The sequence below is a fragment of the Streptomyces sp. NPDC097619 genome (genome assembly GCF_040302735.1).
Taxonomy (GTDB): Bacteria; Actinomycetota; Actinomycetes; order Streptomycetales; family Streptomycetaceae; genus Streptomyces.
Genome location: NZ_JBEOSD010000043.1, coordinates 26052 through 47330 on the forward strand (window position 1 = coordinate 26052; position 21279 = coordinate 47330).

At 73.3% G+C, this 21279-nt stretch carries 23 protein-coding genes; 9 read left to right on the plus strand and 14 right to left on the minus strand.

The annotated features are described in order from the left end of the window. Positions 1 to 36: 36 nt before the first annotated feature. The 3 genes from ABTZ17_RS14760 to ABTZ17_RS14770 are packed head-to-tail and all read right to left on the minus strand — an operon-like array spanning position 37 to position 3172. A complete protein-coding gene (locus tag ABTZ17_RS14760; RefSeq protein WP_352196000.1) occupies positions 37 to 1032 on the minus strand; it encodes a glycosyltransferase in 996 nt (331 codons plus the stop codon). Then, positions 1032 to 2138 (minus strand): glycosyltransferase family 4 protein, encoded by a 1107-nt coding sequence (locus ABTZ17_RS14765; RefSeq protein ID WP_352195972.1) that lies wholly within the window; start codon positions 2136 to 2138, stop codon positions 1032 to 1034. Before ABTZ17_RS14765 ends, ABTZ17_RS14760 begins: the two co-directional genes overlap by 1 nt. Next, the gene (locus tag ABTZ17_RS14770; protein ID WP_352195973.1) at positions 2135 to 3172 is read right to left on the minus strand and encodes a glycosyltransferase family protein; all 1038 of its coding nucleotides are present in this window, start codon (positions 3170 to 3172) and stop codon (positions 2135 to 2137) included. Before ABTZ17_RS14770 ends, ABTZ17_RS14765 begins: the two co-directional genes overlap by 4 nt. 932 nt (positions 3173 to 4104) lie before the next feature. Here ABTZ17_RS14770 and ABTZ17_RS14775 point away from each other — a divergent pair. Continuing rightward, a complete protein-coding gene (locus ABTZ17_RS14775) occupies positions 4105 to 4686 on the plus strand; it encodes a dihydrofolate reductase family protein (RefSeq protein WP_352195974.1) in 582 nt (193 codons plus the stop codon). A gap of 110 nt (positions 4687 to 4796) precedes the next feature. Here ABTZ17_RS14775 and ABTZ17_RS14780 read toward each other — a convergent pair whose 3' ends face one another. The 3 genes from ABTZ17_RS14780 to ABTZ17_RS14790 form a co-directional block, all read right to left on the minus strand. Further along, positions 4797 to 6245 carry a lamin tail domain-containing protein gene (locus tag ABTZ17_RS14780; RefSeq protein ID WP_352196001.1) on the minus strand — a complete coding sequence of 483 codons (1449 nt, stop codon included), beginning with the start codon at positions 6243 to 6245 and terminating at the stop codon, positions 4797 to 4799. Between the two features lie 303 nt (positions 6246 to 6548). Next, on the minus strand, positions 6549 to 7328 hold the full coding sequence (locus ABTZ17_RS14785; protein ID WP_352195975.1) for a PaaI family thioesterase: 780 nt from the start codon (positions 7326 to 7328) through the stop codon (positions 6549 to 6551). A gap of 67 nt (positions 7329 to 7395) precedes the next feature. After that, positions 7396 to 7992: a TetR/AcrR family transcriptional regulator gene (locus ABTZ17_RS14790; RefSeq protein ID WP_352195976.1), complete on the minus strand. Its 597-nt coding sequence runs from the start codon at positions 7990 to 7992 to the stop codon at positions 7396 to 7398. A gap of 62 nt (positions 7993 to 8054) precedes the next feature. Here ABTZ17_RS14790 and ABTZ17_RS14795 point away from each other — a divergent pair, with 62 nt between their 5' ends. Further along, entirely contained in the window at positions 8055 to 9014 is a 960-nt protein-coding gene (locus ABTZ17_RS14795) for an SDR family oxidoreductase (protein ID WP_352195977.1), read from the plus strand. Positions 9015 to 9085: 71 nt separating this feature from the next. Continuing rightward, entirely contained in the window at positions 9086 to 9730 is a 645-nt protein-coding gene (locus ABTZ17_RS14800; RefSeq protein ID WP_352195978.1) for a CatB-related O-acetyltransferase, read from the plus strand. Between the two features lie 113 nt (positions 9731 to 9843). Here ABTZ17_RS14800 and ABTZ17_RS14805 read toward each other — a convergent pair whose 3' ends face one another. Continuing rightward, entirely contained in the window at positions 9844 to 10968 is a 1125-nt protein-coding gene (locus ABTZ17_RS14805) for a PI-PLC domain-containing protein (RefSeq protein WP_352195979.1), read from the minus strand. A gap of 417 nt (positions 10969 to 11385) precedes the next feature. Between ABTZ17_RS14805 and ABTZ17_RS14810 the strand changes: the two genes are divergently transcribed. After that, positions 11386 to 11892 (plus strand): cupin domain-containing protein, encoded by a 507-nt coding sequence (locus ABTZ17_RS14810; RefSeq protein WP_352195980.1) that lies wholly within the window; start codon positions 11386 to 11388, stop codon positions 11890 to 11892. A gap of 135 nt (positions 11893 to 12027) precedes the next feature. Further along, positions 12028 to 12405 (plus strand): hypothetical protein, encoded by a 378-nt coding sequence (locus ABTZ17_RS14815; RefSeq protein ID WP_352195981.1) that lies wholly within the window; start codon positions 12028 to 12030, stop codon positions 12403 to 12405. Positions 12406 to 12520: 115 nt separating this feature from the next. Here the strand turns inward: ABTZ17_RS14815 and ABTZ17_RS14820 are convergent, their stop codons facing one another. Both ABTZ17_RS14820 and ABTZ17_RS14825 read right to left on the minus strand, forming a co-directional pair. Then, entirely contained in the window at positions 12521 to 13801 is a 1281-nt protein-coding gene (locus ABTZ17_RS14820; protein WP_352195982.1) for an MFS transporter, read from the minus strand. 131 nt (positions 13802 to 13932) lie between these two features. Next, complete coding sequence (locus tag ABTZ17_RS14825) at positions 13933 to 14538, minus strand: hypothetical protein (RefSeq protein WP_352195983.1); 606 nt, start codon at positions 14536 to 14538, stop codon at positions 13933 to 13935. Between the two features lie 385 nt (positions 14539 to 14923). Here ABTZ17_RS14825 and ABTZ17_RS14830 point away from each other — a divergent pair, with 385 nt between their 5' ends. Continuing rightward, positions 14924 to 16144, plus strand: a complete 1221-nt coding sequence (locus ABTZ17_RS14830) for an APC family permease (protein ID WP_352196002.1) — start codon at positions 14924 to 14926, stop codon at positions 16142 to 16144. Between the two features lie 100 nt (positions 16145 to 16244). On the opposite strand, the gene ABTZ17_RS14835 is transcribed toward ABTZ17_RS14830, so the two are convergent. Beyond that, positions 16245 to 16610, minus strand: coding sequence for a hypothetical protein (locus ABTZ17_RS14835; RefSeq protein ID WP_352195984.1), 366 nt, complete (start codon positions 16608 to 16610; stop codon positions 16245 to 16247). A 309-nt stretch (positions 16611 to 16919) separates the two neighbouring features. Between ABTZ17_RS14835 and ABTZ17_RS14840 the strand changes: the two genes are divergently transcribed. Both ABTZ17_RS14840 and ABTZ17_RS14845 read left to right on the plus strand, forming a co-directional pair. Continuing rightward, positions 16920 to 17513: a DUF4232 domain-containing protein gene (locus ABTZ17_RS14840; protein WP_352195985.1), complete on the plus strand. Its 594-nt coding sequence runs from the start codon at positions 16920 to 16922 to the stop codon at positions 17511 to 17513. Then, the gene (locus ABTZ17_RS14845) at positions 17510 to 18274 is read left to right on the plus strand and encodes a hypothetical protein (protein ID WP_352195986.1); all 765 of its coding nucleotides are present in this window, start codon (positions 17510 to 17512) and stop codon (positions 18272 to 18274) included. The genes ABTZ17_RS14840 and ABTZ17_RS14845 overlap by 4 nt, the downstream gene beginning before the upstream one ends. A 47-nt stretch (positions 18275 to 18321) precedes the next feature. Here ABTZ17_RS14845 and ABTZ17_RS36905 read toward each other — a convergent pair whose 3' ends face one another. Beyond that, positions 18322 to 18534 carry a DUF397 domain-containing protein gene (locus ABTZ17_RS36905; protein ID WP_502994683.1) on the minus strand — a complete coding sequence of 71 codons (213 nt, stop codon included), beginning with the start codon at positions 18532 to 18534 and terminating at the stop codon, positions 18322 to 18324. A gap of 5 nt (positions 18535 to 18539) precedes the next feature. Beyond that, on the minus strand, positions 18540 to 19406 hold the full coding sequence (locus tag ABTZ17_RS14855) for a helix-turn-helix domain-containing protein (protein WP_352195988.1): 867 nt from the start codon (positions 19404 to 19406) through the stop codon (positions 18540 to 18542). A gap of 260 nt (positions 19407 to 19666) precedes the next feature. Here ABTZ17_RS14855 and ABTZ17_RS14860 point away from each other — a divergent pair, with 260 nt between their 5' ends. Then, positions 19667 to 20221: an ATP-binding protein gene (locus ABTZ17_RS14860; RefSeq protein WP_352195989.1), complete on the plus strand. Its 555-nt coding sequence runs from the start codon at positions 19667 to 19669 to the stop codon at positions 20219 to 20221. Between the two features lie 20 nt (positions 20222 to 20241). On the opposite strand, the gene ABTZ17_RS14865 is transcribed toward ABTZ17_RS14860, so the two are convergent. Both ABTZ17_RS14865 and ABTZ17_RS14870 read right to left on the minus strand, forming a co-directional pair. Continuing rightward, positions 20242 to 20607, minus strand: a complete 366-nt coding sequence (locus ABTZ17_RS14865) for a hypothetical protein (RefSeq protein ID WP_352195990.1) — start codon at positions 20605 to 20607, stop codon at positions 20242 to 20244. Positions 20608 to 20687: 80 nt separating this feature from the next. Continuing rightward, a complete protein-coding gene (locus ABTZ17_RS14870) occupies positions 20688 to 21155 on the minus strand; it encodes a hypothetical protein (RefSeq protein ID WP_352195991.1) in 468 nt (155 codons plus the stop codon). Positions 21156 to 21279 lie beyond the last annotated feature (124 nt).

A 21279-nucleotide genomic window follows, 5' to 3' on the forward strand; every position in this document is an offset into this window, starting at 1 on the left:
GGGGGTCGGGGCTCGGGTCCGCGCGGGGCGGCCCGTTCACGAGGTCCCTGCCAGGGCGTCGAGGGCCCGGGCCGCGCGTTGCGCGCCGTCTCCGGGGGCCCAGCGGGACCAGCGGGCGCCGCCGAGGGCGGCGGCCTCGGCGAGGAGGTCCGGCCATTGCGGTGGTTCCGGCCAGCGGTCGCGCACCACGGCCAGTCCGGCACCGCGCAGAGCCCGGCCGGTGGCGTACTGCTCGTCGAAGGGCCGCTGTTGGGGCAGGATGACGGCGGGTCGTCGGGCGGCCGCGCATTCGGCTACGGCGTTCTGGCCGCCGTGGGTGACGACCACGTCCGCGGCGCAGATCCTGGGCCACGGATCGCCGGTCCACTCGCCGCCGGGACCGCCGAGGAGGTCCCACCGCCAGTGCGGGGTCGCGGCGGCGGTCGCCCGTAGCTGTGCGGGGGTCACGTCGCAACCGCCGGCTCCGAGCATGAGCAGGACCCGTCGCCGGCCTTCGTGCGGGGTGGGCGCGGGGGCGGGGGGACGGCCGTCGTTCCGGGAGAACGCGGAGGCGTAGATCGTCTTGTGGTACCAGTGCGCGGGCCAGCCGGGTTCGGGGGCGGCGGCGGGCCAGGGCGCGAGCAGGCGCAGGGCGAGGTCGTGGCCGAGGCGGTGCGCGGGGTCGAGGCGTTGCCCGCGCATGGCGGCCACGACCACGGGCACCCCCATCAGGCGCGCCAGACAGGCGACTTCCACGGACACGTCGCTGACCAGCAGGGAGGGCCGGACCCGGCCCAGCCATTCGGCCAGGACGGACATCCGGTCCGTGTAGCCGTCATGGTGGAGGGGTGCCCAGTGGAGCCGGCCCTGACCCTCCGTGTCGGTACCGGGGCGGCCGCCGGTGTCGAGGGGAAGGCGGATCCACGGGCCTGGCCAGTCCGGCGGCCGTTCGAGGCTGGACAGGCCGGTGACGGCGCTTCGCGTGTGCCGGGCGACGCACAGGGCCCGGTGCAGGTGCCCGAGTCCGTGGTGGTGGACGTAGTAGCCGATCATCACGGCAACAGCTCCTGGTAGAGGGACTCGTAGCGGTCGGTCATGCGGTCCAGGGAGCAGAAGGTCTCGGCCCGTGCACGGCAGGCGCTGCGGCTCAGGGCGGCCGTGTCGGCCACGGCCGCGGCCAGGGCGGACACGTCGGGGTACGGGACGAGACGGCCGCAGTCAGGGGTGAGGATCTCGGCCAGGGCGCCACGGTCGAAGCCGACGACGGGAGTGCCGCAGGCCAGGGATTCGGCGACGACCAGCCCGTACGGTTCGTCCCAGCAGGGGGTGACCAGGGTGGCGCGGGCCGAGCCGACCAGCGCGGCCAACTCCCGGCCGGCCAAGTGGCCCGCGTAGTGGATGCGGCCGCCGAGGTGGGGGGCGACGCGGTCGCGGAAGTAGGCGCGGTCGGCGATGGGGCCCGCCAGGGTCAGTCGGCGTCCGGTGGCGAGGGCGGCGGCGATGGCCAGGTGGGGTCCCTTCTCGGGGACGACGCGCCCGCACCAGACCAGATCGCCGCCACCGGCGCCGGCCGGCCAGCGGCGCAGGTCGATGCCGTTGTGCACGACGCGGGCCGAACGCACCAGCGGCTGCCAGGAGCGGGCCGTGTGGGCGCTGACGGCGGTGAAGTGGAGCGGGCCCGCCGGGTCGGTCTGGATCGCGGACTCCAACCAGGGGGTGGGTGGTGTGTGCAGGGTGGTGACGAGGGGCATCGGGACGGCGGGGGCCATGGCGACGGGGAGGTAGTGGAGGCTGTTGTTGTGGACGAGGTCGAAGGGGGGCCGGTCGTCTCGGCTGCCGCCGTGGTGGTTGTCGTTGCCGGCGCCATGTGCGAGGTCGAGCATGAGCCGCAGGTAGGCGTGGTGCTCGAACACCGAGGCCGGGTCGGTCATGCTGGCGTCCGCGCGCGCCGCCGCGCTCAACCACGGTGTGCGCACCGGAAGCTCCCGCACTTCGAGCAGGGGGTCGGAACCGGGCGCCGCGAAGAGGGCGACGTGGTGGCCCCGTCGGCGCAGGGCGGTGGCGAGCGCCCAGGTGTGGGCCTCCAGGCCGCCGGCGAAGGGTTCCTTGATGGGGAAGCGCGCCGAGGCGATGAGGGCGATGCGCAGGGGTCGGTTCATGCTCGGCAGCGTTCGTACAGGACACGGTGGGCGGCGGCGAGGGCCCGTCGTTCCCCGGCCCTGGCCGACGGGTCCGCGCGGGGTGCCGGACGGTGGGCGTGGGCCTGGAGCACGGCCGCCTCCAGGGACCGGGCGTCCAAGCCCTCGGGGCCGTGCCGATAGAGGTGGCAGGGACGCTGCTCCGCGTAGTAGCCGCAGTCGGACACGGCCACGGCGGTGCCGAGGTCGTAGCAGGCTTCGAGCCAGCCCGAATGGGTGCCGAAGGTGTACGGGAGCACGGAGAGGTCGAGGGCCCCCAGGTAGTCCCACAGGGCGTCGTCGTCGAAGTAGTCGTGCACCCGCAGGTCCACGGCCCCCGTGGTGGCGAGTTCCGCGAGTTCGGCGACCAGCTCGGGGGCGTGCGCGGGGGCGGCGGGATCGTGGGTGTCGGTGTGGACGTCGACGCGCAGTCGGGCGTCGGGGAGGTCCGCCGTGATCGCCGCCAGCGTCCGGATCACGGGCAGGGGCGCCATGTTGGGCCGCAGGCTCTTGGCGTGCACGCCGATGACGAACTCGGATCGCGGGGACCGGGGGGCGGAGAGCCGGGGTTCCTCCACCACGAGGGGGTGGGGCAGGACGTGCGCGGTGCGCCCCCAGCGGGCCTCTATCTCGGCGGCAGCCCCGGCGGTGAGGGTGATCAGGCAGTCGGCGGCGGGCACCAGCACGTCGAGGGCGGCGTCGTGGGCCCGTCGGTCGGGCTGGTGGGGGTTGCGCAGGTCGTGGACGGTCTGGACGAGCGGTTTGCCGTACCGCCGCAGTGCGGTGACGAGCTCTGCGAGTTGTCGCGGGCTCTGCGCGTCGAAACCGAAGTGAAGGTGGTAGACGTCGAACTCGTCGTGGTGGTCGTGCACCCAGGACGGGTCCAGCATCACCGGGGGCCACCAGCGCTGGGAGGTGCTGGGAGCGCCGTTGGGGCGCGGGTCCGCCAGCAGCACCACGCCGTCGGATCCGTCGGCGGCGTGCACGTGCCGGACGTAGACGTGACCGGCGGGCACGGAGGCGACCCGGATGACGTCCGTGGCCGGCGCCCGTGCCGGCGGAGGGCGGGTTCCCCTGCCCGGTCGGGTCGGGGGCGTCGCCGTGGGGGGCGGGGGGCGTTCCGGTCCCCGTGCGGTGCTCCCGTCCGACCGTGCCGTCGCCTGAGCGTCCATGAGGGCAATCCCTTCGTCGTCGCGGACGTGTCCCGCGTGACCGGGTGGTCGTCCGCACGGACCGTTACACTCCGGTGCGGTCCCGGCGCTGGGCCGACGCCACCGCCAGGGCGGCGCCTACCCCCGGTGGTGGCGGCCACACCCGGCGCCGCCCCACCGTCGGATTCGCCGCCGCACCTCGATCGCGACGATCGGCAGGTCGCGGACACCGGCCGGCGGCCCACCGGAGCGTGCGGTCCTCGACCTGCCGGCCCTGTGCCTCGTAACCGATGGCGTGGCGGGTGATGTACCCGATGTCCGTCCAGCCGGGCCGGATCACCTCGTCCGGGAGCGCGTCTCGGAGTGTGGCAGCGAGGCCGCCCGCACCCATCGCTCCACCGACTCCTCCGAGTCCCCCTCGGGGGTACGAGTCCCTGCGCACGGGCCACGGACCGCCGGGGCCGTAGGGCGTGCGCGTGCCCCAGGGGTCGGCGATGCGGTCGCTCGGGACATCGGTGTTCTCGCACCGCTCACCGGGGACGTCCTCCGTGGGGCGGGTCACGGCCGGCCTTCTCAGCCGCGCGGATCGCACGGGGCGGGGTCGCTCCGAGACGCGGAGCGCCCGATCGCCCGGGCCCGCCCGACACGGGGCGGGCGGCGAGGTGGTGGCGGGAGGACCACCAGGTGACTTCTCGAGCACGTCGACCCTACCGGCGGGCTCGCGCGGGGGCGGTGGCTACGGAGTCGACGCCGCGCCGCGCGCTACGTTGGGGCCTCCCGAAGCGGAGGAGTGCCTTGTGGGCAAGGTGGTCATGTACGGCTCGGTGTCGGTGGACGGCTTCATCGCGGACGGGAACGACCGGCCGGGGCCCCTGTTCGACTGGCTGACCCGTGGTGACGTCCCGTTGGACGGGAGCGGCGCGTTGAAGGTGTCGCGGGTTTCGTACGACTACACCCGCCCGTACTGGGACGGGATCGGGGTCACGATCGCCGGTCGGCGCGTCTTCGACCTGACGGACGGGTGGGACGGGAAGCCTCCGAGCGGCATCGACCACGTGGTCGTCGTCACCCATCGGCCGGAGCCCGAGGGATGGGACCGCGGGGCGCCGTTCCATTTCGTGGCGGGCGTCGAGGAGGCCGTCGCGCGGGCCCAGGAGCTCGCGGGCGACCGCGTCGTCGAGGTGGCCGCCGGTGATGTCGGCGGCCAGGTCCTCGCCGCGGGTCTCGTCGACGAGGTGCGCATGGACGTCGTCCCCGTCGTGTTCGGCTCTGGCAGGCGCTTCTTCGGACCGGTCGACGCGCAGTGCCTGCTGACCGATCCGGACGTCGTACTCCAGGGCGATCGGGTGCTCCACCTGCGCTACCCGGTGCGCCGTTGACCGTCCTCGCCGGTCTTCGTCCGCCGTCGGCCGACGCGGTGGGGGGGCGGGTCCCGGGCCGGGAGTTCAGGCTCCCGGCCCGTACTCGTACCCGCGGGGGCGGGGTCGGGTCAGCAGGTGACGGTGCCCCGGCGCAGCGCGTGGCCGCCGTCGTTGCTGTCGTCGGACCAGTACACGGGCTTGGTGCCGCCGACGCATTCGTCGGCGCCGGCGAGCGAGAAGCCCTCGTTGTTGTGGTCGGGCATGCCGGCCGGGCGGTCGTAGACGGCGACGGTGGCGAAGGCTCCGGCCGCGTCGACCTTCAGCGTGTGGTGGCGGCCGCCGCAGGTGTCGTCGCAGACCGCCCACAGCCGGGCGGCCTGCGGCTCCCACTGGAGTTCCATCACGCCGGGCAGGCCGCCGGCGAAGGAGGCCACGCGCGTGAAGGAGCCGGAGTCGGCCAGGACGTAGCCGTGGATCGCGCCGGTCCCCTCGACGCCGACGAAGAACACGCCGCCGCCGTGCGCCGCGTAGCGGGTCGGGTCGTAGGCCGCGCCGGTCGAGGCGTCCTTGAAGCCGGCGCCGGTCAGCGCGGCGTCGGGGATCCAGGTGATGCCTTCGAGGCCGAGGTTGGCGCCGGTGGCCGGCAGGTCGGAGGTGAGGTTCCACTCCTTGGCGGCCGTCAGGGTGGAACCGGAGCCGCCGATCTCGTATTTCAGCACCGACAGGCGGCTGGTGCCGGAGGCGTCGCCGTCGCGCTCGCTCGCGACGAACACGCCGCCCGCGGAACCCGCGCCGGTCAGGGTGACGCCCTCGCCGTCGGGGCTCCCGGAGCCGCCCGGGAAGCGCAGGGTCTTGCCGGCGGACCAGCCGTTGGCGGTGTCCGGCTTCCAGCCGGTGGCCCCGTCCCGCACCAGGCGCCACAGCTTGCCGCTGTTCTGCGCCGCCCACATCACGCCGCCCTCCTGGTGCAGGCCGCTGAGGTCCTGGCCGAACACGTCGGAGCCGTCCGCGGTCGTCACCGCGCTGCCGCCGGGCCACGCCACGGGCGTCGGGGTACCGCCACCGGTGCCGCACTGGTTGGCCCCGCCCAGGGTCACCGCGGCCGCCTTCTTGAAGGCGCCGGTGCCGTCGGGACAGCGCGACCAGGAGGGGGCGGAGTGCCCGCTCCAGGTGTGACGGTCGACCAGGGTCGTGCCGTCGGCGAGGAAGAGACGGGCCTCGTCGGCGGAGCCCAGGCCGAACTTGCCGCTCACGTCGAAGGCCCGGAATCCGCCCGGGGCCAGCGTGGTGCCGGCGGCGATCTTGTACGAGTGGCCGTTGTCGTCGTCCTTGAGGATCCAGCCGGAGACGTCGACCGTCGCGGTCCCCTTGTTGTGCAGCTCGATCGAGTCGTTCACGGAACCGGTCGTCACGACCTCGTTGACCCGGATGTCGTCCGCCGCGGCGGCGTGCGCCACCGGGCCTCCGGTCAGCCCGCCCGCGACGAACAGCGACAGGGCGAGGGCGGCGAGCGACCGGGCGCGCCGACGACGGCGCGCGGGCGAGGGGGTCGAAGGGGTGGCGGGTCCGGCCGGCATGGCTGGGTTCACGGGGGTCCGTCCTGGGGTCGTCATGGCGTCGTCATGGGGAAGGCAGCCGCCCGACGGTCCCGCCCCGCACGGAACGGAACGCCTCCGGCCGGGCGGACGGCCGGCGAACGCTGGGCGAACTCCCCCGCCGAACCGCCACCGCCCGGACGATGCGGAACTCCGCCACCGAAACCGCCAACTGCCGCGAGCGACCCCGAATCGCCCTCCCTCCCCCCTCCCTGCTCCTTCCGGCCCTTCCCGTGCGCTCCGGCCCTCACCGGCGGGCGAGCCCGTGCGGAAGGGCGGGGCCCGTCAGCCGGCCGGGCGCGGTACCACCCACAGGGCCTCGGCGGTGGCGCAGAGTTCGCCTTCGGCGGTGGCCACGGCCGTGCCGGCACCGTACTTGCGCTCCGCCGAGCTCAGCATCCAGGAGTACGAGATCAGCCGCTCACCGGTCCGGACCGGCCGCAGGAGCCGGGCGGACAGGGCTGCCGTGACCGCGCCCGCCGGTCGGCCGTCGAGCAGGCGCCCGACCGCGTTGCCCGGGCAGTCCAGGGCTCCCCACAGCAACTCCGACGGCAACAGCCCGTCCACAGAGCCGAGTTCGTGGCCGGGAATCCAGGCGGTGGCCACCAGTTCGCGGCCCGGGACCGCTCCGCAGTGCTGGCGCAGACCCGTCGCCGGCGTGCGGTCCAGCCCGCAACCGAAGCAGTCGCTCTGGCCGTCCGGGGGCGCCGCCCGGTACGCCTCGGCGGCGGCCACGGCCTCCGCCCAGGAGGGCGGCTCCGGGACCCCGCCGCCGGCGGGGGGATGGGGAACGGAAGCCGTGGGGGTGGGTGCGGCGTCGGGGGCCGGGACAGGCACGGCGGCGGCCAGCAGGTGCTCGCCGTCGGTGAGGGCGCAACCGCCGTCCGGGGTGGCGGCGATGCGGACCGGCTGCCCGGTGGGCACCGGCCGCCGGAAGTCCACCCGTACGTCCTTCGCGGCGGCGCGGGCGGCCAGTACCCCTGCCACGTACCCGCCGAACGCCACCCCCGTGTAGCCGTGGAGGTGTTCCGGGATGGTGATCGTGCTCGTCTCGGTATCGGTCATGCCCGACACCCCATCACATGCGGCACCCGCGGGCACGGCCGGTCCGGATGGTTGCCCGCCGCCCCGCTCACCGCAGCCGGTCGAAGGCTCCGTCGGCGTCGGTCACGGCTTCCGGGTGGACCTCGTCGGCCGTGCGGCCGTCGGCGATCCTCCGCCAGTTGGTACGGGCCAGGACCTGCTGGACCGCGAGCACCTGGGCGGCCTGCAGATGCGCCCGGACACCCCCGCCGAGGGCCTCGGTCAGGGCCTCTTCGTCCTCCATCCGGTACCGGGCGAGGCGGCCCGCCAGGCTCGGGGTGGAGAACACCAGGCCGTGGAAGGCCACGACGAGGGGGTGGTCGTTGAGCCCGGTCACGGGGTCGCGCCGGTCGAGACCGTCCCGGAAGTGCCGGTGCAGGGCCGTCACGGGATCGGCGTCGGGGTCTCGATCGCGCACGACCCGCGCCGCCTCGCCCTGGTGGTCCGCGAACCGGTGCAGCACCAGGTCTTCCTTGGTGGGGAAGTAGCGGAAGAGGGTCGGCTTGGAGACCTCGGCCACCGCGGCCACGTCGTTGACCGAGACGGGGTCGAAGCCGTGCTCCAGGAAGAGCGAGATGGCGGCTTCCGCGATGGAGTCCCGCGTCCGCTCCTTCTTGCGGGCTCGCAGCCCGGTCGGCTCGTTCACCTGACCAGGATAACATTCGTTACCGAGTTGCTTTTTTAACCGGGTAACGCTTTCATGGAGTCATGAACCAGCACCCCTCCCCTCCCCTTTCCTCCCCCGCTTCCCCTCCCCCCGCCCCTTCCCCTTCCCCTTCCCCTGCTCCTTCCGTCCCGCTTCCCGCCCCTGAACCCGTCCTCGTCACGGGGGCGACCGGGCGGATCGGGCGTCTCGTCGTCGACCGACTCCTCGGCTCCGGTGTGCCGGTCCGTGCCCTCGTGCGCCGCCCGGAGGGGGCATCGCTCCCCGCCGGGGTCGAAGTCGTCCGCGGTGACCTCACCGAGCCCGACGGCCTCGGCCCCGCCCTCGAAGGGGTCGGGGCGGTGTTCCTGCTCTGGACGGCTCCGCCGGCGACGGCGGCGGCGGTCATCGAGCGGGTGGCGGCCCGTGCGCGCCGGATCGTCTTCCTGTCCTCCCCGCACCGGACCCCGCACCCCTTCTTCCGGCAGCCGAACCCGATGGCCGATCTGCACGCCGAGATCGAGCGCCTCATAGCGGCCACTTCCCTCGAAGCGACGATCGTCCGGCCGGGGATGCTCGCGTCGAACGCCCTGCCCTGGTGGGCCGCGACGGTCCGCGCGGGCGGCCCGGTGCGGTGGCCGTACGGCGCCTCCGCATCGGCGCCGGTCGACGACCGCGATGTGGCCGCCGTCGCGGCCGTCGCACTCACCGCGGACGGCCACGCCGGGGGCGACTACGTCCTCACCGGACCGGAACCGCTCACGCACGCCGCCCAAGTCGCCGCCATCGGCGAGGCTCTGGGTCGGCACATCCCCTTCGAGGAGCTGACACCGGACGAGTTCCGGGAGCTCATGGCCGGAAAGGCTCCCGCGCAGGCGGTGGAGATGCTGCTCAACGCCTGGCGGGCGGCGGTCGGGCCGCCGGCCCACGTCACCACGACGGTCGCCGACGTCCTCGGCAGGGCACCGCACACGTTCCGTGCGTGGGCGGCCGACCACGCGGACGCGTTCACGGGAGGCGCGTGAGCGGGCCGGACGACCGACCCGAGCAGAATGGGAGGCGTCCGCCGCCCGAAACCGAGCCGATTGCGAGCACCATGAACCGCCTGCCCGCCGACCCGACGGTGCTTCACCCCATCCCCGACCAGCCCCGAGTGGTCCTGCTGAAGCCGCTGGTGACCTCACCCCTCATCGAGGTCGGTGAGTACTCCTACTACGACGATCCGGAGGACCCGACCGCCTTCGAGACCCGCAACGTCCTCTACCACTACGGGCCGGAGAAGCTCGTCATCGGGAAGTTCTGCGCACTGGGCACCGGAGTGCGGTTCCTCATGAACGGCGCCAACCACCGGATGGACGGCCCGTCCACCTTCCCCTTCCCCATCATGGGCGGCTCCTGGGCGGAGCACTTCGACCTCCTCACCGGGCTGCCCGGCCGAGGGGACACCGTCGTCGGGAACGACGTCTGGTTCGGCCACGGCACCACGGTCATGCCCGGGGTGCGGATCGGACACGGCGCGATCATCGCCTCCGGCTCCGTCGTCGTGGACGACGTTCCCGACTACGGCATCGTCGGCGGCAACCCCGCCCGACTCATCCGCACCCGCTACGACCAGGACCAGATCGCCCGACTCCTCGCTCTGGCCTGGTGGGACTGGCCCGCGGAGCATATGACCGAGCACGTCCGGGCCCTCATGTCCGGCACCGTAGGCGATCTCGAAGCGATCACCCCTCGGGGCTGACGGAGCTGAGGGCCCGGACGACGCGACGCGCGCGCACGCGGGCGCATACGTACGAGCGGGCGGGTGTGGTGCGAGCGCGAGCAGGTTGCGGGCGTGCGGCGGGTGGACCGTTCTCAGTCGCGGGCGTTGAGTTCGGCGACGATCGAGGCCGGGGTGTGTCCGCTGGTGTCGGAGATCCGGTGGAAGTCGACCGCGACGAAGTTCGGGTCGCGGCCACCGGCCGCCGGGCGGCACTGCCGGTCGATGCGGTCCCGGAGTTTGGTGCCGTTGTCGAGGGCGGCGTTGATGACCGTGGGCACGTTGCGGTGGTGGCTCATCGTGAAGAGCCTGCGGAAGCCGGGCTCCTGACGGTCCAATGGCACGTCGCCCCAGCGGCTGACGCAGGAGACGTCGCTGCCGAGGTCGCCCAGGCTCCAGTAGTTGCTGACCGTCCACGCCTTGTCGTACATGACGCCCAGGTGCTCGCGGTCGGGCTCGTCACTGAAGATCAGCAGGCGCTTGCCCGCCCCGACGAGATCGGTCATCTTCGGCCAGCCCTGCTCGCGCACCTTCCAGGCGTCGGGCCGGAAGAGCAGGGCGTCGAGGCCGCGGACCCGGCTGAGCGAGTCGCCCAGCTGCTGGGCGCTGACGTAGTCCTCCAGGAAGATGGTCACCACCTCCTCGGGGTGGGTGACGAGGAAGTCCACCACGGTCTGCATGCTGCCGTGGAAGGACTGCCGGGGCAGCGCGTAGGTGACGCCGGCGAAGGTCTTGCACTCACCGTGGCAGAGGTAGACGTCGCTCGGGTAGCAGTCGCTGCCCAAGCTGATGACGCAGAGCCACCTGCTCTTCTGGTACCAGTGCGTGTCCAGGCTGAGTCCGCGCACCCCGTTGTCCAGTTGGTGACGCAGGGATTCGGACTGGGCGACGGAGGTCCAGCGGGAGTCCTCGTAGTTGGTGAAGGCGTTGTGGGTGGACAGGAAGGAGACCTCGTCGAGCCGCCGGTCACCCCAGCGGGCCCGCGCCCGGTCGACGGCCGCGGCGTTCACGGCGGCCCGCGCGGCGGAGGTCACGGCCGCGGACCGGGCGGCGGCCTCCACGGCCGTGCCCGCGGAGGCCGCAGCACGGCCGGCATCGGGGGGTGGGGCCGCGCTCGCGAGGGCCGTCGTTCCCACCAGACCCAACAGCAGGAGGAAGACGAAGGCGAGACGGCCAGCCCTTCCACCGGCCCGCCTTTTTGACATGTCCATGCTTGTCATGCGGGGAACATAGCGCGCGAATGGCGTCTTTGCCCCCGTTTGTGCAGTAAAGATTCCTGCGAACCGGCTCGGCGGCAGGCAAAGGGCGACCCGCGCGACACCGGGACCACACCGGCCGCCGTCGACCTACCGGCAGGTCACATAGCTGTCTACTGACTGGTACGTACGGAGCGCAAGGCTCCCGTCACAGCCTTGCCCGATCGGGCAAGGGTGGCACCGCCCGGCCGGACACCGATCCGGGGCGGGCACGCCGGCCCACGCGACCCCGCGAGCGGTGCCGCCCCTGGGCCGCCACAATGGTCGAAGGATGCCGATGCGGCGAGGAGCCGAGGTTCCGGAGGGCTCAAGGCGCTCCCCGGCGCCCCGGGATTCCTCGGCCACCGGCCGCCCACCCGCGATCCCGGCACGGAGGATGCGATGACTGACCCGGTGGTCATCGCGGCGAGCCAGGGCCGAAGGTTCGAAGGTCCCACCGGGGCCCCGATGACGGTCAAGATCGAAGGGTCCATGACCGGCGGCGCCTACTCGCTGATCGAGTACTCGCACGCGGCGGGCGCGCCCGGGCCCCCGCCGCACGTGCACGAGGCCCACGAGGAGGCCTTCCTCGTCCTGCGCGGCGAGCTGACCTTGGACGTGGACGGGAGGACGGTCCGGATCGGGGCCGGGGAGTACGCGCTCGTCCCCCGCGGAGCGGTCCACCGCCCCTACAACACGGGGTCCGAGGAGGTCCGCTTCCTGTTCATCACCTCGCCGGCGCTGGACGGCTTCTTCGCCGAGATGGCCGAGCTCAACGCGGCGACGCACGGCACCCCGCCCGCGACCGCGCTCCGCGAACTGGGCGCGCGATGGGACTGCCTCTTCACCGACCTCCCCCAGGACGCCACCCCCACCCCCATGACGAACGAGCCCCCCTCGCTCACCTGACCGCGGACGCCCGTCGGGCGCCGACTACCCGCGCCCGGCGGATCGCGGAGATCGGGCGGCGGGCAGCAGGCAGCGGGCGCACCGGGGCAGAAACGCGCTGTCCCTTCGCGCGAAGGTCGACGAAGCTCTGACCCCATGGAGCGAATCATCGACCTGGACGAGGCCGCGGCGGCCCTGGCTCGGCTGTCCGAAGGCCGGCGGGGGGTCGGACTCGACGTGGGCCCCCTGACCTGGCGCGACTACGAAGCGAGTTGGCCGCAGGCTTTGGAGACCGACCGCACCGCGGTCCGGGACCCGGACTCGGTCGGGATCCACGTGCACGGCCCGGACGACGCCGAGTTGATGATCGTGCTGTTCCGGGGTGGTTGGGCGGATGTGGACTTCCTGGACCGCTCCGGCGACTTCGGCCCGCTGCCCGCCTTCGACATCGTCTCCGTCGAGGACTTCGTGCGGCGTGCGACCCAATGGTTCGACCGGGCCTTCGTTGTGCCGATCGAGGGTGGTCGTTCGTAGCGGAGCCTCGTGGCACGCGTTCCTCAGCGGACACTCGCAGCGGAACCAGCGGCGCCCGCCTCGGACGGCTGCCGGGGAGGGGATCTGCCGGCAGCCGGGTCGGAGGCGGGGTGCGTCAGGTGGTGCTCGGGTGGGTTTCGGGGGTGGGGTGGGGGGTCGTCGGGAGGTCGCGTGCGTGGCGCATGGGGCCGAGGGCGAGGACGAGCCAACACGGTGCCAGGAGGGCCGTCATCACCCACAGGGCTTGACGGGGGCCGATGGCGTCGCCGAGGAAGCCGCCGAGCAGTGAACCCAGCGGGATGGTGCTGTGGTTGAGGACCATCGTGGTGGCCACGACGCGTCCCAGCAGGTGCGGCGGGCAGTACGCCTGCCGGAAGCTGCCGAGGACGACGTTGCAGGCGGTGATCCCGAGACCGATCCCGAAGGCCCCGACGGCGTAGAGGGCCAGGCCCGCGCCTTCGGTGGTCAGGGGCATCAGCAGGGCGAAGGGGCCGGTGACGACCTGCACGAGCAGCATGCCGCGCCCGGTGCCGAAGCGGCGCCCCACCGCTCCGGCGAACGCGGCCCCGATGATGCCGCCGACGCTGCCGGCGGTGAGCAGCAGTCCGAGGGTGACGGGGTCGACGCCCACCGTCAGGACCAGGAAGACGACGTGGACGGCCTGATAGCCCATCAGGGCCAGGTTGACGAGGGCGCCGTAGACCACCATCGGGCGCAGGTGCCGGTCGCGCAGGACGAAGCGGAGCCCCTCGCGGATCCTGGTTCCGAGGCGCTCGGCCGTGGCGTCGGGTGCCGGGGCGCGTTCTCGCGCCCGGATCGAGGTGAGGCAGAGCGTGGCGAGGAGGAAGGTGAGGGCGTCGAGGAGGAGTCCGGCGACGGCGCCGAGGAGTTGGGTGAGGAGTCCGGCCAGTCCGGGGCCGGCCACCCTGGTCGCGGACTCGCTCGCCTGGAGGGTGGCGTTCCCTTGGAGGAGGGCGCCGGCCGGCAGGACGGTCGGCAGGTAGGCGTGGTTGGCGGTGTTGAAGAACACCGCGCTGGTGCCCAGGGTGAGGGCGACGATGAGCAGGTGCGCGAACGTGAGCGCGTCCAGCCAGGCCGCCAGGGGCACGCTGACGCAGAGCGCGGCGGAGACCAGGTTGCAGGCGATCATGACGGGGCGTCGGCGCATGCCGTCCACCCAGGCGCCGGCCGGGAGCCCGATCAGGAGCCAGGGCAGCCAGACGGCGGCGGCGAGGACGCCCACCGCCGTGGCGCCGGTCTCCAGGACGGTGACCGCGATCAGGGGGAGGGTCACGGAGGTCACGCTGTTGCCGAGGGTCCGGATGGTCTCGCCCGTCCAGAGCAGCCGGTAGTCCCGTATGCGGAGCACCGAATCGGCGCGCAATGTCGTGTTCATGCCCATACCCTGCGCTGCCCGAGGTGATCATCGCGATGCATTTGTTCCTCCGTCCCGCCCTCGCGTCGCCCCGCCCCCTTCCCCTCCCCCGGGCTCCGGACGTGCGGGGCGGGCGCGATGCGGGCGCGGTGTCAGCGGTTGGCGGGGTGGAAGCCGAGCCTTCCTTCCTCGGGAAGGAGGTATCCCTCCCAACGGGCGTCGGGTGCACGGCCGTCGAGGAGGTCCGCGTCGACGTCGCCGGAGGTCCCGAAGCCGACCAGGCCGAGCCGGAACGGCGCCTCCGCGAAGACCTCGGACCCGATGGCGGCGAGCCAGTCGTCGAGGGCGCGTCGCCAACCGAGCGAGCCCGGGCCGCCGTCCCCGCCGAGGGGGAAGCCTCCGATGTCCTCCACGCGGGACAGGGCACCGACGGGCAGGTAGAGGACGAGCCAGTCAGCGCCCCCTTCCTCCTCCCGGACGGCGAGGCAGCCGCAGACGATCCGGCGGCCGTTCGGGAGGACGACCGTGCCCTGGAGGTGTCCGTGCGCGGCGAGCGAGGACACCGTGCAGGGCACCTCCTCCTGGTCCGCCGGCTCGCGATCACGGGTGCCGTAGCAGCCTTCGACGCGGGCGGAGCGCCAGACGGCGGACAGCGCCGCCTGGAGGAGTCGGTCGTCCCTTCCGGCGAACTCGAGGGCGAGCTCGTAGAACCCGCCCCGCCAGTTCTCCTCGTCGGTGAAGGCCGCCGGATCGGGCACGTGCGGAGCTCCTCGGGTCGGTCCGGTCGGATCACGCCGGGGGGGAGCCGCCGCCGGCCCCTGCCGACGAAGCCACCACGGCCGCCGCCCATCATCACAGAGGAGGGTACTGACCGCGCGGAAGCGTCCTTCCAGACGCCCTGCCGGTGCCCGGGCGATCCCCGGGCCGCAGCTTGGGCCGGCGCCGGGGCCTCGCCGCCGCACGTTCAGGTCGGTGGCGTATGTTCTGCGCGGACCGGGCGTCGGGAGCGTCGCGGCCGTCGGACGTCGAGGAGTGACGGACGTGAGCGGTACGCCCTCGCCTGAGGCAGGAGCCGGGTCCGGGGTCAGCGCCGGGGTCGGTGTCGGTGTCGGGGTCCCCGGCGCGCTCCGGCGGCGGCTCGGCCTGTCCGACGCGGTGGTCATCGGCCTGGGCTCGATGATCGGCGCCGGTGTCTTCGCCTCCTTCGGCCCGGCGGCCCGGGCGGCCGGTTCCGGGTTGTTGATCGGGCTGGCCCTCGCCGCCGTCGTCGCCTACTGCAACGCGACCTCCTCGGCCCGGCTCGCCGCCCTCTACCCGGCTTCCGGCGGCACGTACGTCTACGGGAGGGAGCGGCTGGGCCCGTTCTGGGGCCACCTGGCCGGTTGGGCCTTCCTGATCGGCAAGACCGCCTCCTGCGCGGCCATGGCGCTCACCGTCGGCGCGTACGCATGGCCCGGGCAGGCCCACGCGACCGCCGTGGCCGCGGTGGTGGCCGTGACGGCGGTGGGCTACGCCGGGGTGCAGAAGTCCGCGCTGCTGACCCGGGTGATCGTGGCCGTCGTCCTGGCGGTGCTCGCCGCCGTCGTGGTCGCCTGCCTCGGTTCGGGCGCCGTGGACGCCGACCGGCTCACCGTCGGGGCGGACGCGAGCTTCGGCGGCGTGGTGCAGGCCGCCGGCCTGCTGTTCTTCGCCTTCGCCGGGTACGCGCGCATCGCCACGCTCGGCGAGGAGGTCCGGAATCCGGCGCGCACCATCCCGCGGGCCGTCCCGATCGCGCTCGGCATCACGCTCGTCGTGTACGCGGGCGTCGCGGTCGGCGTCCTGCTCGTCCTCGGTCCGGACGGTCTCGCCGCTTCCGCGGCCCCGATGGCCGATGCGGTGCGGGCCGCGGGGGGCGAGGGACTCGTACCCGTCGTGGGGGTCGGGGCGGCGCTGGCGGCGCTCGGCTCGCTGCTCGCGCTGCTCCTCGGGGTCTCCCGTACGGCCCTGGCCATGGCCCGCGACCGGCACCTGCCGCACGTGCTGGCCGCCGTGCACCCGACGTACGGGGTCCCGCACCGGGCGGAGCTCGTGGTCGGGGCCGTCGTGGCCTGCGCGGCCGCGACCGCCGACCTGCGCGGTGCCATCGGCTTCTCCTCCTTCGGCGTCCTCGCCTACTACGCCGTCGCCAACGCCTCCGCCTGGACCCTCACCCGGGCCGAGGGCCGCCCGCCCCGGATCGTGCCCACCCTGGGACTGGCCGGATGCCTCGGCCTGGCGTTCGCCCTGCCGCCGGCCTCGGTGGTGAGCGGGGCCGTCGTCCTCGCCGCGGGGGCGGCGGTGTACGGAGTACGCCACCTGCGGGCCGCGCGGCACCGCAGCTGAACCGGTACGGGTCCGGGAACGCGCCGTACCCGGCCCGGGCTCGTTCCCTCGCTCGTTCTCGCGCTCAGGCTCGTGCTCGTTCTCGTTCTCGGGCTCCGTGCTACCGGGTCGCGGCGGCATGGTCGCGCAGCACGCGCAGTCGGAAACGGATGTAGGCGCGCACCGGTTCCTCCTCGCCCGCCAGGTCGGCCAGGGCGGCGAGCTCGGCCGCGGGAGCGAGCCCGCTGAGCGCGAGCCGGCCCATGAGGGAGGCGAACAGGCCATCCCCTTCGGCCGTCCCCAGTCCTGCCACGGCCCTGGCGATGTCCTCGTCGGCCAGCGAGGTCAGCACCGTCACGGCCCCCCACGTGAGCTCGGCGGACGACACCACCGACCCCCGCTCGGCCGCCGCCCGAACCTCTTCGGGGCTCCCGCCCCGCAACTCCTCGACCAGCCCGAACGCCCACTCCTGCGGATCACCCCTCACACCCGAAGCCCCCCGTGTCCCTCGCGATCACTCGTGGGCCCACGTACCCCTCGCGGTCCCTCGCGCGCTCAGGTGCGCAGTGTAGATCCGCCTCACCGTCAACAGCGCCACTGCTCCTACTCCCTCCACCCCAACCCGGGAGGTCGGTCGCTCCGGTCGCTTCGGTCGCTGGGACGACGGCCAGTCGGAACCGTCTCGCGCCCAGACAAGCCGACTTCCGCTCCGGCCCGCGCCGGCTCGGCCGCGGGACGGTATCGCTCTTCCGATGGCACTTCACCGGCCGTGGAGACCACCGCTTAGGGTCGGGGCATGAGTGAACTCGGGTGGATACGGAGAATCGCCGGCGGCGCGACCGGGCCGGTGCTGGTGGTCCTCACCGCGGCGGCGCTCAGCGGCTGCGTGTCCGACGGCTCCCCCGACCGGTCATCCGGCACGCCGTCGGGGAACGCCCGCCCCACCGGCAACCCCTGCCCGGCGGACGGGGTCCTGCTCCGTGAGGGCACCACCGACGCCGCGATGGGCCTGCGCGTGCAGAGCGTCGAGCTGTTCAACTGCGGCACCGCACCCTACGAGCTCGACGGCTACCCGGACATCCGCCTCCTCGACGAGGACAAGTCCCCGGTGGAGGTGCGGGTCGGGCACGGTTCGAACGGCATCACCACCGAGACCGGCCTCGACGAGGCCCCGCGCAAGGTCATCGTGCAGCCCGGCCGGACCGCCTCGTTCGGCATCGTGTGGCGGAACCTGGTCACCGACTCCACCGTCCCGGCCGTCAACGGCCTGCACCTCGACGTACGTCCCCGCCCCGGCGCACCCCGCAGCACGGTCTCCCTCAGCAGCCCGGTGGACCTCGGCAACACGGGCAAGCTGGGACTGGGCCCCTGGCAGGAACAGGGCCGTTGAGCACCGATCCGCACGAGGTCGCGCCGTTGTCGGTGACGGGGTTGCCGGTGGCAGGGTTGGTGGCGGCGACGGCGCGGGCCCGGCGGCTGCTCGAGGACGGGGCGTGGCGCCCCGGCACGGCGGACGCCGAGGCGGCGGCGCGGGTGCTCGCCCGGCTGACGGCACCGCTCCCGGCTCGGACGGGCGCTGCGGCGGGGGCCGCAGGGGCCCGGCTGCGGGCGGAGGACCGGGAGCGGCGGCTCCAGCGGATCTGGCGAACCACCGTCCACCACCTCGACGCGGGCCTCGTCAGCCCCGCCATGGCGGCCCTCCTGGCCACGGTGGCCCGGACCCTGCTGCCCTGGTACGCCGCCCCCAACCGGCGCCCGGCGGCCGCAGCCCCGCAGTACCCGGCCGCGGGTGGGGCCTTCGACCGTGCGGAGCCTCCGGCCCCCGAGGCGGGCGAGGCCCTGCTGCCGGAGCTGACCGACCTGTTCGGCGCACTCGCGGCTCCGTATCCGGAAGGGTGTGACCCGAGTGCGCCGCCGGCGGAGCCGTGGCGGGTCAGGTACGTGGGGCGCTTCCGGCACTACGAGAAGCCGGGTCCGGGCGTGTGGAGCGCCACCACCCTCCGGTGCCCGGCCTGCGCGGAGGCGGACGGCCCCTGGGAGGTGACCTGCGACGAGCAGCACCGCACCACGCTGGGTTGCCCCTGCGGCGAACGGATCACCCACCACGGCCTCGACCCCTCGGAACTCCTCCTCGTCCTCCCGTCCCCCTGAGGCCGCGCCCTCCCCCGACTCCAGGGGGAGGGCATCTCGGCCGCCGGCTAGTCGCGGGCGGCGTACGAGGTGAAGGCCGCCCAGGCAGTGGGCGAGAACGCCAGCACCGGGTACCCGCCCGGCTCACCGCACCGCTTGGAGTCGCGGACCTGCACGGGACGGCCAGGCTGGTACAGGGCCTCCACGCATGCGTTACCTCCCTCACCACTGTAGGAGGACTTGAACCAATCGCCGCGAGTGCGGGGGGAGGTGGAGCTCATTCCGATCAGACCTCTCGTGAGAGTGCGTGCAGGAAGTTCCGCGTCTCGTAGGCGGGCAGAGCTCCTTGGGCCAGGACCTCGAAGCGCCGCAGGAACTGCTTCGTCTGCCTCTCCTTCGAGGCAACACGCATCGCGGCGTCGACAGTGCTGCACGTGACGACCGGGTCCAACCGCTGGGCGGGGGCGAAGCTGAAGATGCCGAAGTCTCCGCCGGTCGCACGGTACGTGGGCGCCCGCATCGGGATGATCTGGATGCTGACGTTCGGCAGCTCGCTGAGTTCCGCGATGCGGTCGTACTGGTCCCGCATGATCTGGGAACTGCCGACCATGTTCGTCAGGGCCGCCTCGTCCATGATGCAGGTGAGGTACATCCCTTCCTCGGTGATCCGGCTCTGTCGCTTGAGGCGGACATCGACCGCGCTCTCCACGAACTCGTCGGTCGTGTCGTTCGCCGCTTTGGCCGTCGCGATCAGGGTGTGAGCGTAGTCGCGGGTCTGGAACAGTCCGTTGACCACCCCCGGCTGCCACCACTTGGCGGCCTCGGCTCCGGACTCGAGCGCCAGGTAGAGGTTCATCCCTGAGGGGAGGATCGTGGCGCTCGTCGTCCACCAGTCCTCGCCCTTGGCCTGGCGGTGCCAGTCCATCAGCATCGCCTGGTCCGCCTTGCTCAGCTTGTACGCGCTGAGCAGGACAGCAAGTTGTTCTATGCGCCGGAAGCCCGTGGTCCCGTTCTCCACGTTGTGGACGGTCGACGTGGCGCAGCCGGCTTCCTTCGCCGCCTGCGCGAGTGTCAGCCCGGCCTGGTCGCGCAGGCGCGTGAGCTCTTGTCCCAGCACGATCCTGAGGAACGTCTTCCCGACGTTCGCTGCCACCGCGTCACCTCCCTTTCGGTTCGCCCTCGCCTCGTACCGGTTCGCCTCTTGGATACCCCGGTGCGCCGCCAATCGACCCGGTGCTCCGGGAACACGCCACGGTGCAGGCCGAGTTGGTCTCGGTGCGCGTCCGCGATATACCACTTCGGCTTCAGCCCGCAATCGACTGCCGATCCAGATCGAAATTCAAATCGAACGAGGAGCACCGTGGAGGTGGCAGCGCTTCTCGCTCCCCCACCTTCGAACCGTGAGGATCCGGCATGCCCGAGTTCATCGTGCGCGGGGCCCCCGCCGCCCCCGTCGCCGCCGCCTCACCCGGTCCCGCTTCCTCCGCCCTGGTGCCGGGCTATCCCCGGTTTCGGTGGGGGCGGCCGCCCGAGGAGGGGTTGTACCTGGGGTACCGGGAGACGAACTGCCTGCCCGAGCGTCGCGCGGCGCACGGCCTGTGCGAGGCGGACGCGCTCCGGGTGCGGGGGATCCGGCGGATCGGGGACCGGTTCCTGGAGGAGTGGGGGTTCGGGCGGCTGCGCCCGCTCGTGGGGACGCTCATCTCGGAACTGGCGGCCAATGCCGTCCAGCACGGGCACGGGCACGTCAAGGTGGTGTGGGCCTGGACCTTGAAGGGTCTGCTGCTCACCACGGCGCACGAGAACACGGTCCGGGTCCGACCGCCGGCCACGGACGGCCGCGCCGAGCCCGACGGGTTCGCGGAGTCCGGCCGCGGCCTGCTGTTGGTGGACGCGCAGGTGGACCGGTGGGGCGCCCACGGCGGCACGGTGTGGTGCTGCCTCGACCTCGCGGGGACCGGCAGGTGAGCGGTCCACGGACCGGCCGACTACGGAACAGCGCCTTCGCAGCCCGGCGAGGCGGGGGTGTCGGCGTCCCGGATCGCGGTGATGCGGGCGGTCCAGGCATCGGGCTCCGTGGGCGCCTCCCAGGTGACCTCGACCGTGGTGTCGTGGAACTCGCGGGCCAGTTCCGTCACCATGCGGGTCGCGGCGGCCCTCGCTTCGTGGGGATCGGTGTCGGCGGGGATGTCCAGACGACCGCAGACCGAGCCGTTGGCGGTGAGGACGCTGTGGCGCCATCCCGCCGACGTCGCCAGCAGCAGGAGCCCCACCGGCACGCCCCAGTCCGGCCGCCGCCGCTCCTGCTGCTGCCGCTTCCTGTCGTTCCGCTGCCGCTTCTCACGTCGCCCCATGCGGCCATCCAACAGCCTCGGCGGAGTGGCCACCCGACCGGGGGCGCACCGGCCCGCGCAGCACGGCAGGCGCGGGCCGGTCAGTTGTAGTACGTGTCGAAGGAGGCCACCCAGAGCGCGGAGAGGGGGAGCACGGACAGCTGGGCCACCGCCGTGCGCCAGCAGCGGGCGAGGATCGCGACCGAGGCGCTCCCCCAGGCCGTCGTCCTCAGGAAGTCCACCGACGCAGCCTGGTACGACTGCCCCTCCGGATCCATCATGCCGGGGTACCCCATCCAGTCCTCGGTGAAGATTCCGTCCGAGCCGAAGACCACGACGGACGACAGCAACCACACGTCGACCAGGAGCGCGGCGACCGCAAGAGTCCGGTCGAAGCGCAGGTAGGCGGGGGTGGGGAGCAGGAGTCTGGCCAGCGGGTGTCCCTCCTGGCGCACCCACGGCTGCCGCCGGCTCCGCCACAGCACCGACAGCGCGTACACGAGCCAGCCGAGGGCCAGGGCCCAGCCGATCATCAGCATCAGCCCGAAGAACAAGATCAGAACACCCATGTCACTCCAGAAGCTCCCCGTCCCGGAGCGGTTCCTTCCGCCGCACGGCGCTCCGGGGGCGCGCGTCTCCCCGGCTTCCCCGTCTCTCCCCCGGATCCCCTCCCCCGTGGGCCGGCACCATGGG